The sequence below is a fragment of the Labrenzia sp. PHM005 genome, from assembly GCF_006517275.1.
Classification (GTDB): Bacteria; Pseudomonadota; Alphaproteobacteria; order Rhizobiales; family Stappiaceae; genus Roseibium.
Genome location: NZ_CP041191.1, coordinates 2,703,034 through 2,717,834 on the forward strand (window position 1 = coordinate 2,703,034; position 14,801 = coordinate 2,717,834).

The following is a 14,801-nucleotide window of genomic DNA, read 5'->3' on the forward strand; positions in this document are numbered from 1 at the left end:
GGTTTTCTAATTTAATTGTAATAAGTTGCAATGGAATTTATGCTGTATGTTATATCTATTTATTTAATACTATAGTCAATATTTGGATATACGTTCCTGTAGTTCTGGTTGAAGGCTGTTTCGGCACAGTCACAATCCCTTGGAAATTGCGGAGGATCGTTACCTTGTTCAATTGGAAAACGTTTGTAGGAGCAAGTGCTGTTGCGCTTGGTATGAGCACTCAAGCCTTTGCAGTTGAGTGTCCCCGTGATGGGGCATTGATTGCCGGAGCAAGTGATTACAGGCCTTATCAAAAGGTCGATGGCAAAGAAATAAGCGGGATGGACTTCGAGGTAATCGGGGCCGTTCTGGAGAAGCTTGGTTGTCGTCTTGATGCCAAAGCGCTCCCTTGGGCGCGGCATTTGAAGGGGATCGAGGACGGCGATGTGGACATCGCGTCGCCCGTGTCGAAGACAGCGGAACGGGAAGCGTTTGCAAACTTCAGCAGTCCCTACGTGGATGCGCAGGAAGTTCTGTTTGTCCGCGCCGGCAATGAAGGGACTTACAGTTCTCTCGCCGACTTTTTCGAGAAGGGCGGGAAACTTGGTACGATCCGCGAATATGCCTATGGCGGAGATTTTTCGGCACTGAAAGACAAATATGCTGGCCAGATTCAAGAAACCGATAGCCAGGAATCAAATCTCAAAAAACTTGCAGCTGGCAGGATCGATGCAACACTCGGAGAAGTGTTTGTTGTTTCCGAAGACGTTAAACGCTTGGGATTTTCCGATAAGGTAACAAAGGCGAGCTTCCTGATTTCGTCCGACCCATCCTACATTATGTTCAGCAAGAAAAGTGTGCCTGCAGAGTTCGTGGCCGCTTTCAGTGAGCAAATGCAGGCAATGAAAGCGTCTGGAGAGTTCGAGGCGATCACCGCCAAGTACAAATAGTTGCCAGGCCGTGTGGGCGCTTAGAGACGCATTTCGTTCGCACGGCCCAGGTGCGCCAGCCAAAGTGATTTGACAGCCGGCGTTCGCGATTGCGAAGGTCGGCGACAATTGATTTGTCTATGATTTCATAGGTTGAAGAATTTGCGCGGCGAGTTGAGGGGCGAGGCGGCACATGTTGGATACTAATGAAGGGCTTATGGCGGCAGTTGTATTCATTTTCAGGTCGATACTGAGAAGCTTGGTGGTGTTTGCCGCGCTTTGCTCGCCTCTAAAAGCCCAGGAGATGAGGTTAATCACATCCCCATGGCCGCCGTCAGCGTTCTATGATGCCAACGGACATCCGACAGGTATCGCGGTGGATATGGTGACTGCGCTGAAGGATCAGATGGGTCTGTCGACACCAATTGAAATTCTTCCCTGGGCCCGTGGTTATAAAATCGCTGAGGCCAAACCGAACATCCTTCTATTCACCGCGGGCCGCACGCAAGAGCGTCTTGATCTGGGATTCGAATTTATCGGACCTGCGATTATGTGGACCCATGGTCTTTTGGTGAAGAACGGATCGGACCTTACTATCGAGAGCCTGGAAGATGCCCGGCAAAAGGGAATAACTGCAGTCGGTGTTCGTGGGTCCTGGCAGGTTAAACTGTTAAAGAAAGCAGGCATCCAAACGGTTGAAACGAGCGACCAGGGCACTGGTGCCCGGATGCTGCTAGCTGACAGGGTGGATGTGTGGATTACGTCCAGCCTGCAAGCCTCGGCGGTTTTGAAAGAAATCGGCGTGCCGACTTCGGAGGCCAAGACGGTTTTTACCGTTCGGAAATCTCCGTCTTATCTGATGATTTCTAATGGGACGGATCCGCAACTCCTCAACAAATGGCGCACGGCTTATGAAGAGTTGAAGCAGAGTGGCACTTTGCATGGAATCGCAAAGGATTGGAGTGACCGTTTGGGCGTTCCTCTGACTTACCGGCCGGAAGACGGATTTTCCGCAGTGGGAAGCGGTGAAGACGGAACCGGATAACTCGGTAAAACTATGAGCGGGCAGGAGACCCGCTCACTGAATCCCAATCAGTCGTTACTGGTAAGCTGCCACTGAATAGTCACCGACGCGCTGATGGTTTCTTCGCCAGCTTCGACTGGAACGGGAGCAGCTTTCGCCATCATCATGCTCTCGGCCCGCATCATGACGGGGCGCGGCATTTGGATGCCGGTTTCCGATATCGAAACAATGCTGCCCAGATCGACACCAGCTGCCGCTGCAAAGATTTCTGCTTTGTGCCTGGCAGCTGCAACGGCTTCTTTCCGCGCTTCGTCGAGTTTTTCGTCCGGATCGCTCACCTGAAACCGGACGCCGTCAACTGAATTTGCGCCGCTGTCGACCACCTTCGACAGAAGGTCGCCGAGTTTGACAAGATCCCGGACATTTACCTCAACACCATTGCGCACTTCATAACCGGTGATGTCCGGTTGGCGACCGGAGTTATCGGTCACCCGCTCATAGCGGGGATAGATCGCAAATCCACTGGTTTGAATATCTTTGGCCTTAACGCCTGTGGCTTTGATCTGGTCAATAACCTTGGAGATATCCGACGTATTGCCAGCGAGCGCTTCGGCTGCGGTTTTTGCGACTGTGACAACCCGTGCCGTGATGACGGCCATGTCCGGGGCGACGGTGACGGAGCCTTGCCCCTCCATTGTAATCGTTCCAAAACCAGCGGAAGCTTCTTCCGATTTTGCGGGGAGGGGCGAAAGAGCTACTGCGGCGAGCGTTGCTGCAAGCGCAAACTTGCGTGCAGGCGCTGACAAATGGCGAAGTCCTGAGACCGTCAATCGATGCATGGCAAATATCCTTTAATACCATTCAATTTCGCAGCAGGTTTGATCCCCCAATTGGGCAAGGGTATGGCCAGCCGGTTCATGTTGCATTCATGCAAATGCCGCACCTGGCACTCCGTGTCATGAGGCAGTGGTGTCCACCTTCGCCGCGGTTGGCAAGTCACCTATCTCGCCATTTTCCGACAGGAGAACTGCAACCGGCCGGGCAGCTTCGATCTTGGAGCAGACGATGACGATCATCACTGTCAGCGGGACACACAAAACCATGCCGACCACGCCCCAGATCGCGCCCCAAAGCGCCAGGGACAACATGATAACCAGTCCGGAGAGGTTCAAATTGGCCCCCATTAGGCGCGGCTCGATCAGATTGCCAACGGAAAACTGGATCAGGCCAAGACCGGCGGCGATAGCAACGAACGGCCCGAGTGTGTCGTAATAGACGATGGCGAGCAGGCTCGGGAACAAAACCCCGATCAGAGATCCGATGGTGGGAATGTAATTGAGAACAAAGGCGATAAAGCCGAACAAGGCCGCGTACGGGAGGCCGATGAGGATCAGCACCAGGCTTGTCAAAGCGCCGGTGGCAACCGAGACAGCGGTCTTGATTGTGAAATAATGCATGATCGATGCATTGATCTCTTCACGAATGGCAAACGCCGCAGCCGCCCGCTCCGGCGAGGCAAACAGCTTTTCGAACTTGCGGTCGAAGGTGGACTGTTCCAGCACGAGGAAGAGCACATAAATAAAGACCAGGCTGGCTGATCCTGCGAGCGCCGTGACGACACTTGCACCGGCGGTCACCATACGCGGCACCACTGAATCTGGAAGAAGATCCTGCAACTCTATGGGATCGTGCAATTTGAACAGTTTGGTGACTTGATCGAAGAGTTGTTCCAACCGGGCCTGATAAGTCGGGGCGTCCTGCGCCAATTGCGAGAGGTTGACCGTCACAATGTCCAGAACGAAGGTGCTGACACCAAAAATAGTCAGGAGTGCCAACGGAAAGGCGACAAATCCCGGAACGTGCCATTTGCCATAGCCGACCCGCTTATAAACATTCGATAAGGCGTTGATCATGTACCAGACGATCACCGCAATGATGAACGGCAAAAGCAGCGATCGCCCGACGACAAGCAGCCATCCGATCATGGACACAAGAAATACGGTCAGGGTGATGGACAACAGCGGAGAGCGCATCAATACTCCGGACGGCAAGGTGAGCAAAATCAAAGCGATGGCCAGGGTCAGGACCCACTAATTTGGTTGAAATGGTAGGAAGGAATTTGTTCGGATACGAGACGCAAATCTGCAGGAAACCGTCCGGTTTCCAAAGGGTTGCAACGAAGTTGCCGGGCAAATTCATCCTACCTTAATAAGACACGAAAACGGCTTCGATCTGCGGCGTCTAACCGTTCAACCGGGCAGAAGCCCGCTTTTCACGTTTTTCCTTGCAGCTCATCGCCGTTTGCCGTGCCATTCCAATCAAATTAGTGGGTCCTGACCCTAGACCTTAACTTGTTGGTCTTAGCTTTGAAAGCCCGGTTCCGTTCATTACCGGTGCGGTGCTGCAGTCGCTGATCCCGTCCGGTGTACGACTGGCTTTCCGGGGCTGGGCCAAAGTTGCGCAATTTCCCGTTCTTGCGCCGGGGGCAAAGTCATGACACTGTGCGGCGCTTTTTGCTTCCGCTGAGCGGAGGCCAGACATCATGGGGTCATCGATGAATTTCAAAGCCGTTCGCCGCTTGCTGCGTGTGGTTCTTCCGCTTGCCGTTCTGTTTTGGCTGGTACCGTGGATCGCGGCTATCTTTACCGTTTGTGGTCTGATTGATTTTGCCCGCCATAAGCGCTTCGACAGTTCGCTGATTGCCAAGTATTTTTCCGGAAACGGCCTGCTGACCTGGCTGCTATCGCCGATCAATCTGTTCTTCGATCTGATCTCCAAGCGCCATGCCTACCGCATGCAGCTCGATGAATTTCCAGAAGAAGAGCGTCAGGAAATCGAGGGCATGCTCCAGGTGTTTAAGGACCGCCAGGACGAGATCCTCGAGGATCTGAAATCGCGGATGGGTGACAAACGCCGCGGCATGGTGTTCTACCGCTGGTATGATGAGCGCGGCGACCAATCGATCCCTGAATTCAACCGGGATTTCAAATACATCAAGACCATCGGCGTCTCAATTTTCAACGGCCAGGAAAAGACATCTTTGCATTTCGGTCCACTGCGCCTGACCATCCGGGTGCTCTACAACATGACCGCGCGCCAGAGCGATGAGATCTTTATCGAGGTGAATGGCGACAAACACTTCTGGCACGACGATCCGCTGTTCATCTTTGACGACACGATCCAGCACCGCTCGGTCAACGGCGAAGAAGGTCTCAGAGCGTGTGTGTTTGTCGACGTGTTGCGTCCGAGCGCCTTCACTGGTCTTCAGAATGTCTGCGTGAAGATCTTCAACATCCTGCTCTCCGGCATCAACCGGGTCTTTTACAAAAACTGGGACATGCTGAAGAAGACAGATAAGGCGACACCAGCCCCGGGTGAATAGGGGTAGGTCGACGTCTTTATGCCCGGCTCGCGAATGCATGGAGGCCTGTCCTTGTCGGGTGGGCCTATTCGTTTGCGAAGCGAGGATCAGTTGCTTTGGTGAACAGCGGCGTCTTTGGGCCGGTAACTGCGAGGCGATGGTCTTGGCACTGGCTAGTCTCTCTTGGCTGTATTTTCGCGGATGAACGCGTCTAACTGTCATTTGCCAATAGCCGTTGGACAGCTTTAACGTCTCAGAGAGTGCCGGTGTGATTCAAATACTTTCCGGCTTGTTTGAACTGCCCTGTTGAGGAGGATTGAAACCGCTTGAGAGGGCAGGGGCTTTGGTGTAGGTAGCAAATCAGCGCGTGTGTTTGGCATTTTCGAACTGCGCCGTGGGCCTGTAGCTCAACTGGTTAGAGCCGTCCGCTCATAACGGATTGGTTGGGGGTTCGAGTCCCTCCGGGCCCACCATTTTTAATGTTCCATAAATGACATTACCCGCGTGTAGGTGTTAGCTACCATGTTCGAAAGCGTTTGGGGCAGGGGCATTAATCGGGGAAAGTCCCGGAATTCTGCATAATCGGGGTTTGCCGAAATGTCGGTGCGCGCGCAGCGCCACTTCGTTTTGTTTGGCCAATCTCAGGACTGACCTGAAAGCTCTTGTAAACCGCCAATAATTGCCGGTTTAACACCGTTTGAAATTCTGGGTATTTCATCCCACAAGATGGCGATTGGAACGTTGATACCCGGAAGCCGGTGTCAAATGAACGCGGTTATACCTGTTGTCGATCGTCTCTTATGAGATTGAAACTGAACATCTTTCCACGAAGCTCCGCCTTGTGCCGGTTGTTCCCGTCAATTCCAGTTCATGGTGTCAATCCACACTCGGGTTGCATATTGGAGTCGCGCGGGTTGCTCGCGCCAGCACCATACTTCTAGTTAGGCGCAAAAGTATCTACGGATCGGGGGGCTATTCAACGCTGGTGTATGCCTCCTCAACAAACTCGCGGACAAGAGTATAGTTTAAAAGCAAGTCTTTCTTAACACGGTCATGCCCAAACTGAGCTGACGGAAATTGCAGAAAATTACCTCGATGATGGACCAATTGGTTCATCCTCTCACGCAACCAAAACCACTGCGGTTGCGGGTGTTCTTAGCAGGTGCCATCAGAGTTTTAGAGGGCCGCATAGAGTGACATGGACATGTGAACAGGTTCTCCGGGATATCAAGCTTCATGACTTGGACTGCGACCCAAGGGTTTTTCATGTGCTCTTTGTCGCCCTTACCGAACCAGAGTCCGATATAGCCCGGGAAGTTCGCCGCCTTGAAGCTAACGAGACTGCGTTGACAGTGCGGGATTTGGAATTTCTCTATGACGCGTATATTAACTCAGGCATCGAACCGGGACACCATATGTCTGTGGTTCAAAGTTCGCAGGCGCGGACAAGCTCGATTTCAACGTCAGCCAATACGGCGATGGACCTTTCCAAACACCTGGCTACTTGCGCACAAGCCCAATCTGAAAAAACACCATTGCGCGATACGGTCCTGCAAATAAACTCTGAAATGCAGGAGAACCTGACCAACATTACTGCTCAGGCCGAAGTCCTTGAGGCTGAGCTGCAGGCCTACCAGGCGGAACTCTTCACCGATGCCCTGACGGGTGTGCCCAATCGCCGTTTTCTGGAAGCTGAGCTACCTGCCAGGTTAAACGTAGCTGACCTTTCACTTCATATCGCCCTGATTGACGTCGATCATTTTAAGCAAATAAACGATCTGCACGGTCATGTTCTGGGTGATTACGCTATTCGCATAGTTGCCAATTTGATCCAAAATCACCTGCGCCCGCAAGATGTCATGTGCCGGTATGGCGGCGAGGAATTCTGTATCTTGTTCTATAATACAGACGCGGCCGTTTGCTTGGAAATGCTGGAGGGTATTCGCACGGATATCGCCCGCCGCACCATTTATCACAACCGAACCGGTAAATCCTTTGGACCGCTCACAGTTTCCGCCGGCCTTGCTCGCACCCAGCCGGGCGACGACTTCGAAGCAGCCGTCCAACGTGCCGATGAACTGATGTACCAATCCAAAACCACTGGCCGTAATCGCATCAGTTCCTAGAGCCCTTTTGAACAATTGAAACGGCATCCTCATGGTCTATGCGGGATACCGGACAAAGTAATTCGTCTGGGCCGTAGGCATGCCGGTATCAACGGAATACTCCGCCCGCCATGCTTCATCAAAGGAGAGGCGTCACGTCAGAATGCTCGGATCCTGCAGATGTCTGATTGATGCCGATCAACGTCGTGCCGAGAACGGTGCCATCGGTGATGAAGAGTTCATAACCCTCGCCTTCGGCGCTGGCAGAGAACACGACCCTGCCATCACCTGTCGGGGCGAACCGGGTCGGGAAAGAACTGTTTTCACCATCAAAGATGTCGATGAGCATTTGGGTATTCTCTGCCGTTCCATCGGTGATCCAGAGTTCACGTCCTGCCCCCTCACCATCGTCCGCAGCGAACACCACCCGGCCATCGCCAAGCGTGGCCAATTCGCCAACAAAGTCAAAATCCGTTTGGGCTTCGGGGACCAGATGGCCCGTGTTCGCTGCCGTGCCGTCCGTGATCCAAATTGACCTCGAGCCATCGAGCTCCTTAACGCCGAACAGAACCGACCCGTTGTTAAGCGCGGCAATTGCCGGGAGGCTTGAAACCGTGCCTGCAGACAATTCAGCCAGGGCAGTCGTTTCGCCCGTTGTGCTGTTGTAATAGAAGAAACTTTGGGTGCTGGGGCCAGGGGTCGGAGTGTACACCGAGATAAAGACGTTGCCATTGGCGGTCGGAACGATGGCCTGTATTTGCTGATAGCTGTTGTCGTTACTTTGCGGATCGGAATCGAAGTCGAACAGCAACTCGGTATTTTGAGACGTGCCGTCCGTCTGCCAAAGCTGCGAGCGTTCGCCATCCGGCGTTTCTGCCGCAAAGTAAACCAGATCCTCTGACGCCTGAGCAAAATGCGAAACAAACCCATCGCCAATCCCTGCGACGATGTCCCGGAGCAGCGAAATGGAGTTTTGCGGCTCATCATAGATCCACAATTCGCGGCCGGTGGCGGCAGTGCCAGCGGAAATTAACACCCTCTGATCGTCGATCGCATGCATGTCGCGAATGTCTGTCAGGTTGTCCTGACCTGTGCCGGTGATTTTGGCCGTGCCGGCAACCGTTCCGTCAGTGGCCCAAAGGCCTTGTCCCGTCCCGTCATTCGCTCGATAGATCGCAAGGTCATCCGATCCATCGCCATCGGTATCGAGGGTCACAAAGTCATCCGGGTATCCATCCCGTTCGCCAGGATAGGTGTCGCGAAGCAATTGCGTGCCGGCCTCGGTGCCATCGGAGACCCATAATTCGTCGCCCTCTTCCGGGGTGGTCGCGGTGAAAAGCAGCAGATCGCCAAGAACGGCTTCTGGCGTCGCATGTGAATTCTCAACGCCCGGCACCACATCCGCAAGGAGTGTTGCCGTATTTGTCGCTTCGTCGAAGCGCCACGGTTCTTTGCCATGTAGGCCGTCATTTGCGCGGAAGAAGGTTCCGCCGTTTTCACCGGCCAGGAACGACGCTGGACGTGAACTGCCGCTGGTATCGAAATCATCCAGCCGCAGGGTTCCCTGGGCGGTGCCGTCGGTGACCCAAAGTTCCTCCTCGTTTTCTCCTGCTGATCTGGTGTTTTGTCCATCGTGTCGTTCGTCGGAAAAGGCGGTAAACGATACCTGCCCATTACCAAGGGACGTGAAATCTGTAGGGATCGACGAGCCTGGGCCGAGCGCGATATCAGCAACAAGAGCAGTCCCCGCAGCCGTGCCATCGGTGATCCAGAGCTCTTCACCATGTTCAGCGTCGCCTGCGCTAAAGACCGCAAGGCCATCCCGCAACTGGGCAAACTTGCTCATGACCGGGGCATCGGTGAACTCGAATGTACCTACCCGCTGTGTTGTTTCTGGCGTGCCCTCGGTGCGCCACATCTGGTAGCTGGTACTTCCGTTCGAAGACGTAAAGTACAGAACCACGTCATCCGATAACGCCATGACTCCGTGTATCGTCTGGTCTGCAGGCGAGGTCTCGTTGTCGCTGAGTTGCTGTGTGCCTGCATCCGTTCCGTCTGAAATCCAGATGTGATGTCCATCCTGGTTTCGGGCGGCGAACACGATGCGATCATTTCCGAACGGGACCAGACTCTCCGGAGAGGAGCTTCTCTGGATGTTGTCGGCGTCCCACAGCTCGACGACCATCCCTGTGCCCGCAATCGTCCCGTCGGTCACCCAAAGTTCCCGGCCATTGCTTGTTGTCGAACCGGGGAAAAACACCTTGCCGTCGCGGGTTGAGGCGAATTCCCGAGTTGAATATAGGGTATCCGTCAGTCTCGTCGTATTTTCTGCCGTCCCATCAGAGACCCACAGTGCGTAACCAACGGCTCCGCCATCATCGGCCATGAATACAGCCCGGCCATTGCCAATGCCGGTTGTGATGGGAGAGAAGCCGACGCCCGACCCGGCCCCACCACGAATAGTTAGCACGAGCTCGGTGCCGTCCGGCGTTCCGTCGGCGACATGGAGTTCAGTGCCGCTATTGCCGTTACTCCCGTAGAAGAGTGCTCGGCCGTTCCCCAAATCAGCGTAGGAACCAAAAGAATAAATATCCGTAGAAAGCTGCGTCAGCGCCTGGGTTTGAAGGTCATAGTGATAGGGCAGTTCGCGAACAGGCGCACCGGCCTCCTGTGTCACCGTAAACAAGAGGCCATTATTGCCGAACCGGGTTATGTCTCTTACATTGCCGGATTCAAAACCGGGCACCGTATCAGCTTCGAGTCTTGTTCCTTCCGGAGTGCCGTCGGTAATCCCGAGTTCAAAGCCTGCACCATTAAAGTTCGCTCTGAAGACCGCCGACACAGCTGTGGCGGCCGGCGTGGTGTTTACGGTTACCGTCTCTTCTGCCGATGTGTTTCCGGCAGCATCAGAGGCTGTTATTGTCAGATCGACGCTGTTCGGCGCTGCTCCAAAGTCGTTGATCGCGGCGTTAACGCCGTCAGCCGTCAATGTGATCTGGCCGTTGGCATCTATGGAGAAATAGTCGTTGTCGTCGCCATCGGTGATCTCATAGCCGGTGACGCCAACGTTATCAGTTGCCTGAACCGTGCCGATGATAGTATCGACGGCGGAATTTTCTGCCAGTTCAAAGGACTGTTCCGCCGTAACGACAGGGACTGAATTATCTGCGGGCGGCTCTATCGCAACATCATCTGACGCGCCCACATCAGCAATGGTTATCCCGTTTTCAGTGACATCCACCCCGACCCTAAGCGTGAGATCGCCATTGAAATCGCCTGTCGGGGTCACTGTGAGATCGCCGGACAAATCCCAATTGGTGACAGTGATCGAAGTCCCGTCAGACGTCGCAGTATTCTGACCGTCCGTGACCTGAAAACCTGCGGGCAAGCCGGACAAGGTGACATTGGTGATCTTCTCGGTGTTGCCCGGATTGTCGGTATCACTGACCTCGGCCGTCAATTGAACAGTGAAAGCCTGCCCCTCTTCGACCGTATCGGGCACCTGGATCCCGACGGAGGGAATGTCCGGCTGGCCACTCACGTCAACGGTGATTTCCGCCGGCGTTGAAGTTTTTGCGCCATCATTGGCGGTAAACTGGAACGAAGCCTCGCCGGAAAAATCTGTTCCTGGCGTGAAGGTGAAATCGCCAGTCGCCGCATCAAAGCTCGTAACAGTGCCACCGACCGCCGAGTTCACGACAATCGCATAGGTGAGCGGATCGTTCTCGGCATCGGTACCTGCGAGTGTACCGGCAACGGCCACATCCTCAGCTGTCCTCAGGGTCTGTGCTGTTGCCTCCGGAGCGGTGTTCTCATCCACGTTGGTGATGTTGACCGTCACGGTCTCGCCAGCCGAGGTGTTGCTGGCGGCATCGCGCGCCGTCACCGTCAGGGCGAAGCTGTTTGCCCCGGTCTCGAAATCGCCCGGTGCGGCGGCAGCCCCTACCGCGGTCAACGTGATCTGGCCATTTGCGTCTATGGCGAAATAACCAGCGTCATCGCCGCCGGCAATGGCAAAACCTGTGACACCGACCGCGTCTGTTGCGGCCACGGTTCCAATCACCGTCCCGTCCGCGCCGTTCTCAGCCAGATCAAAGCTTTGGGAAGCTGTAACGACCGGTGCGGTGTTGTCAGCGGCACCGCCACCACCGTCTCCGGCACCACCTCCAGCTCCGCCACCTCCACCGTCGTCACCATCTCCGGAAGTTGGCAGGTTCTCAGGGGGCGGCGGGTCACCCGACGGCGCAATCGGCGACCGGCCTTCAAAAATGCCGTATTTGAGGTAGTGGAGCAGCGGGTTGATACCCGCTTCAGCAACATCCGGATATTGCTCTAGATAGTAGGAGATGTCGAAATTCGGACTTGGATCCCGGCCTTCCTGTGCACCATTGGTTAGAAAATGCTCAAACGGATTTACGCCAGCGGCCGCGACATCGGGATTTTGTTCCAGATAATATGCGGCATCGAAAAGCGCATTGGGATTACGGTTTTCACCGCCCCCCATGCTGTTGAAGTGATCGAACGGGTTTGTTCCGGCCTGCGCAACATCCGGATACTGCTGAAGATAAAAGGAGACATCGAACAACGGGTTCGGATCCCGTCCCTCCTGAAATCCAATCAGATTGAAATGGGCTTCGGCGCTCGCGATCAACCCAGCTTCTATGGCCGCGGCCACATCCGGATTTTGGGCTAAATAGAAAGCCTCATCGAATGACAGCATGAAACACGCTCCGTTACACAGGTACTCAACTGGAACTCGTGAAAATTGATGCAGGACGCGCAAAGATAGAGCCGCGCTGAACCGCGTACCGCCGGTGTGATGCCCCATGAACTCAGGGCGAACACAGCCGTTGGCAAAAGCGGTTTTGCTTTCGCCGAATATGACTTCAAATGTCAGTTGGTGGGGACTGCGTTCAACAATCCCGGATCAGATCATGCACCAACAAGTTTACGTGATGAATAATGCGAGTTTATCGCATTAACTCCTCCGACCAATACGACGCTCACACGCCTTGAAAACTTTCGATAAAAAGCTTTCTGCATTTGATTTAACTGGTTATAAAGGTTTACGGAAATTTAAAATTTGCAACTCGGATATTTACACTGTGAACTTGCGTGGGCTGGACCTGAACCTCCTATTGGTGTTTGACACGGTTTACCGGACCCGGTCGAACACCAAGGCAGCAGAAGAATTGGGCTTGACCCAATCGGCGGTCAGCAATGCAGTAAAACGTCTTCGCGGACACTTGAGCGATCCGCTGTTTCAAAGAAGTGGCAACCGACTGGAAACAACGCGGGAGGCTGACCGGATTGCACCGGCCATTCGTGACGCCTTACGCACGGTCCAGGAGACAATCTCCCTGGCAAACGTCTTTGATCCCAAAGCCAGCGACCGCGTTTTTACAATCGTCATGCCAGATTCCATGGAACCTATCATATTGACTGGCATGTCCCGGCAAATTCAGGCTGAGGGCCTCAACGTCAAAATCCATACCCACCCCTTTGTGGGCGTCGACATCCGGGAATCCATCCTGGAAAAGAAGATTGACGTCGCCTTGTTGCCCAACCTTCTGACCGAACCGGACATCAGTACGGCTTATCTGATGGAAGAAGATGCCTGCATCATCGTTCGGGCGGATCATCCAGTATATGGCACCAAGAACGAGTTCACGATTGAAGACATGTCGAAAGCCGATCTTGTCGGGTTCAACGACGACATTCGCAGGCACACCCATCTCGATCATGAGATGCGGGCCAAGTCTGTGAACCGGAACCACGTGGCTTTCGTCTCGCGGCTTTGGTCAGTTCCCTATCTTGTCGCCTCAACCGATCTTGTCGGTGCATGCTCCGAAGTCATTGTCAAAGCCGTTGGCAGGCAGCTCAATCTGAAATCTTTCAAGCTGCCGCTCGATCGTCCCACCCATCATTGGCACATGGTGTGGAATGAAACTTTCAATGATGACGCCGGGCATATGTGGTTGCGTGGCCGCATTCAGAATTTAATTAAAGAGTGGACTGAACTGGAATGAACACTGAGCGCCGCTGGACCCTCGCGGTTCTCACCGCTGTATTTGCCGTAAACAATTTGGACCGGCATGTTCTGAGCATTGTCCTGGATCCAATCGGACAGGAATTTGCTCTGTCCGACACACAGCTCGGGCTGTTGTCCGGCCTCATGTTTGCCCTTGTCTATGTGCTCTTCGGATTTCCGATTGCAAAACTCTCGGCCAAAGGGAACCGGTGCAACATCATTTCCACGTGTGTCGCCCTTTGGAGCTCTTTGACCATAGCCATGGCCGGGGCGCAGAACTTCGTCCAACTCGCTGTTGCCCGTCTCGGTGTTGGAATTGGTGAAGCTGGCGCCGTCACCCCGGCTCATTCCATGATTTCGGATCTCTATCCAAAACACAAACGAACCTCGGCGATGGCGACGTTTGTGACCGGAGCAAATATCGGGATTTTGCTGGCATTCCTAATAGGCGGCATTGCCGGTCAGCTTTTGGGATGGCGGTGGGCCTTTGTCATTGCAGGTCTTCCCGGGCTTGTTCTCGCCGTTCTGTTGAAGTTTACGGTTACAGAACCAGTTCGCGAAAAAACCGCTGTTTCCAGCGAAGAAAGCCGGTCGCTTTTTATCTCGTCCCTAAAAACCATTTATGGGCATCGCGGACTGCTGCATGCGATGCTTGGCGTATCCATTGTCGGTATCGTCACATTTGGGGCGCTGGCCTGGAACCCGACCCTGATCATCCGGAACCATGGCCTGACACAAGCTCAAACGGGAATTTTCCTGGCGCTGGTAATTGGCATTGGCGGCGGGTTTGGCACCTGGTTTTCCGGTAAACTTGCAGATTGGCTGGGTGAAAAAAATGCGAAGTGGCGCGTCGGCATAGTCGTTGCGGCAATTCTGATTTCAAAGCCGTTTGTTTTTGTATTTCTGTTGGCGGACAACACGGCTACTGCGCTTGCTGCGTTTGCTGTTGCAGCCTTCATGGGCGGTGTCTTCTGGGCTCCGACCTTTGCCTATCTGCATTCAAACCTGTCGTCTGAAATGCGGCCGATGGGGACGGCAATTTACCTGTTCTGTTTCAATCTTATTGGCGTTGGCCTTGGTCCGACAATCATCGGACTATTAAGCGATACCGTGTTTTCGGAAGCAGGTAACCGCTCTATCGCCTATGGGCTCTTGACCCTTCAGATCGCGGGCATCTGGGCTGCTTGGCACTATTGGCAGGTCGTGCGGGAAATCCCGCAAGATGCTGAAACAGAAGAAAAGCGCTCGCTCTTGTCGTCTGCAGGCTGTTGAGCCTTGGCGGTGACTTGAAGAAAATTCCGTGCTCAGGATCTGAGTGCTCAAAATACGAGTACGGCTATGGAAAACAGAGCTCCAATCCGCTCAAGCCTGT

9 protein-coding genes and 1 tRNA gene are annotated in these 14,801 nt (G+C 54.0%); 7 read left to right on the top strand and 3 right to left on the bottom strand.

Annotation, left to right across the window (positions count from 1 at the left end; translation table 11 throughout):
* The first annotated feature begins 164 nt into the window (after nt 1-164).
* Nucleotides 165-929, top strand: a complete 765-nt coding sequence (locus FJ695_RS12170; protein WP_209011020.1) for an ABC transporter substrate-binding protein — start codon at nt 165-167, stop codon at nt 927-929.
* A 283-nt stretch (nt 930-1,212) separates the two neighbouring features.
* Nucleotides 1,213-1,953 carry an ABC transporter substrate-binding protein gene (locus FJ695_RS12175; RefSeq protein WP_168206339.1) on the top strand — a complete coding sequence of 247 codons (741 nt, stop codon included), beginning with the start codon at nt 1,213-1,215 and terminating at the stop codon, nt 1,951-1,953.
* Between the two features lie 47 nt (nt 1,954-2,000).
* Here the strand turns inward: FJ695_RS12175 and FJ695_RS12180 are convergent, their stop codons facing one another.
* Together FJ695_RS12180 and FJ695_RS12185 are read right to left on the bottom strand one after the other, a co-directional pair.
* Nucleotides 2,001-2,771, bottom strand: coding sequence for an SIMPL domain-containing protein (locus FJ695_RS12180; protein ID WP_141185702.1), 771 nt, complete (start codon nt 2,769-2,771; stop codon nt 2,001-2,003).
* A 117-nt stretch (nt 2,772-2,888) separates the two neighbouring features.
* Nucleotides 2,889-3,965, bottom strand: a complete 1,077-nt coding sequence (locus tag FJ695_RS12185; RefSeq protein ID WP_141185703.1) for an AI-2E family transporter — start codon at nt 3,963-3,965, stop codon at nt 2,889-2,891.
* Between the two features lie 509 nt (nt 3,966-4,474).
* Between FJ695_RS12185 and FJ695_RS12190 the strand changes: the two genes are divergently transcribed.
* The 3 genes from FJ695_RS12190 (at nt 4,475) to FJ695_RS12200 (ending at nt 7,419) form a co-directional block, all read left to right on the top strand.
* Nucleotides 4,475-5,314 carry an aspartyl/asparaginyl beta-hydroxylase domain-containing protein gene (locus FJ695_RS12190; protein ID WP_209011021.1) on the top strand — a complete coding sequence of 280 codons (840 nt, stop codon included), beginning with the start codon at nt 4,475-4,477 and terminating at the stop codon, nt 5,312-5,314.
* Between the two features lie 375 nt (nt 5,315-5,689).
* A tRNA-Ile gene (locus FJ695_RS12195) sits at nt 5,690-5,766 on the top strand.
* Between the two features lie 720 nt (nt 5,767-6,486).
* Nucleotides 6,487-7,419, top strand: coding sequence for a GGDEF domain-containing protein (locus tag FJ695_RS12200; protein WP_141185704.1), 933 nt, complete (start codon nt 6,487-6,489; stop codon nt 7,417-7,419).
* A gap of 118 nt (nt 7,420-7,537) precedes the next feature.
* On the opposite strand, the gene FJ695_RS12205 is transcribed toward FJ695_RS12200, so the two are convergent.
* The gene (locus FJ695_RS12205; RefSeq protein WP_168206340.1) at nt 7,538-12,118 is read right to left on the bottom strand and encodes an Ig-like domain-containing protein; all 4,581 of its coding nucleotides are present in this window, start codon (nt 12,116-12,118) and stop codon (nt 7,538-7,540) included.
* A 385-nt stretch (nt 12,119-12,503) separates the two neighbouring features.
* Between FJ695_RS12205 and FJ695_RS12210 the strand changes: the two genes are divergently transcribed.
* On the top strand, nt 12,504-13,427 hold the full coding sequence (locus FJ695_RS12210) for a LysR family transcriptional regulator (protein ID WP_141185706.1): 924 nt from the start codon (nt 12,504-12,506) through the stop codon (nt 13,425-13,427).
* Nucleotides 13,424-14,701: an MFS transporter gene (locus FJ695_RS12215; protein ID WP_141185707.1), complete on the top strand. Its 1,278-nt coding sequence runs from the start codon at nt 13,424-13,426 to the stop codon at nt 14,699-14,701. Before FJ695_RS12210 ends, FJ695_RS12215 begins: the two co-directional genes overlap by 4 nt.
* Nucleotides 14,702-14,801: the final 100 nt, after the last annotated feature.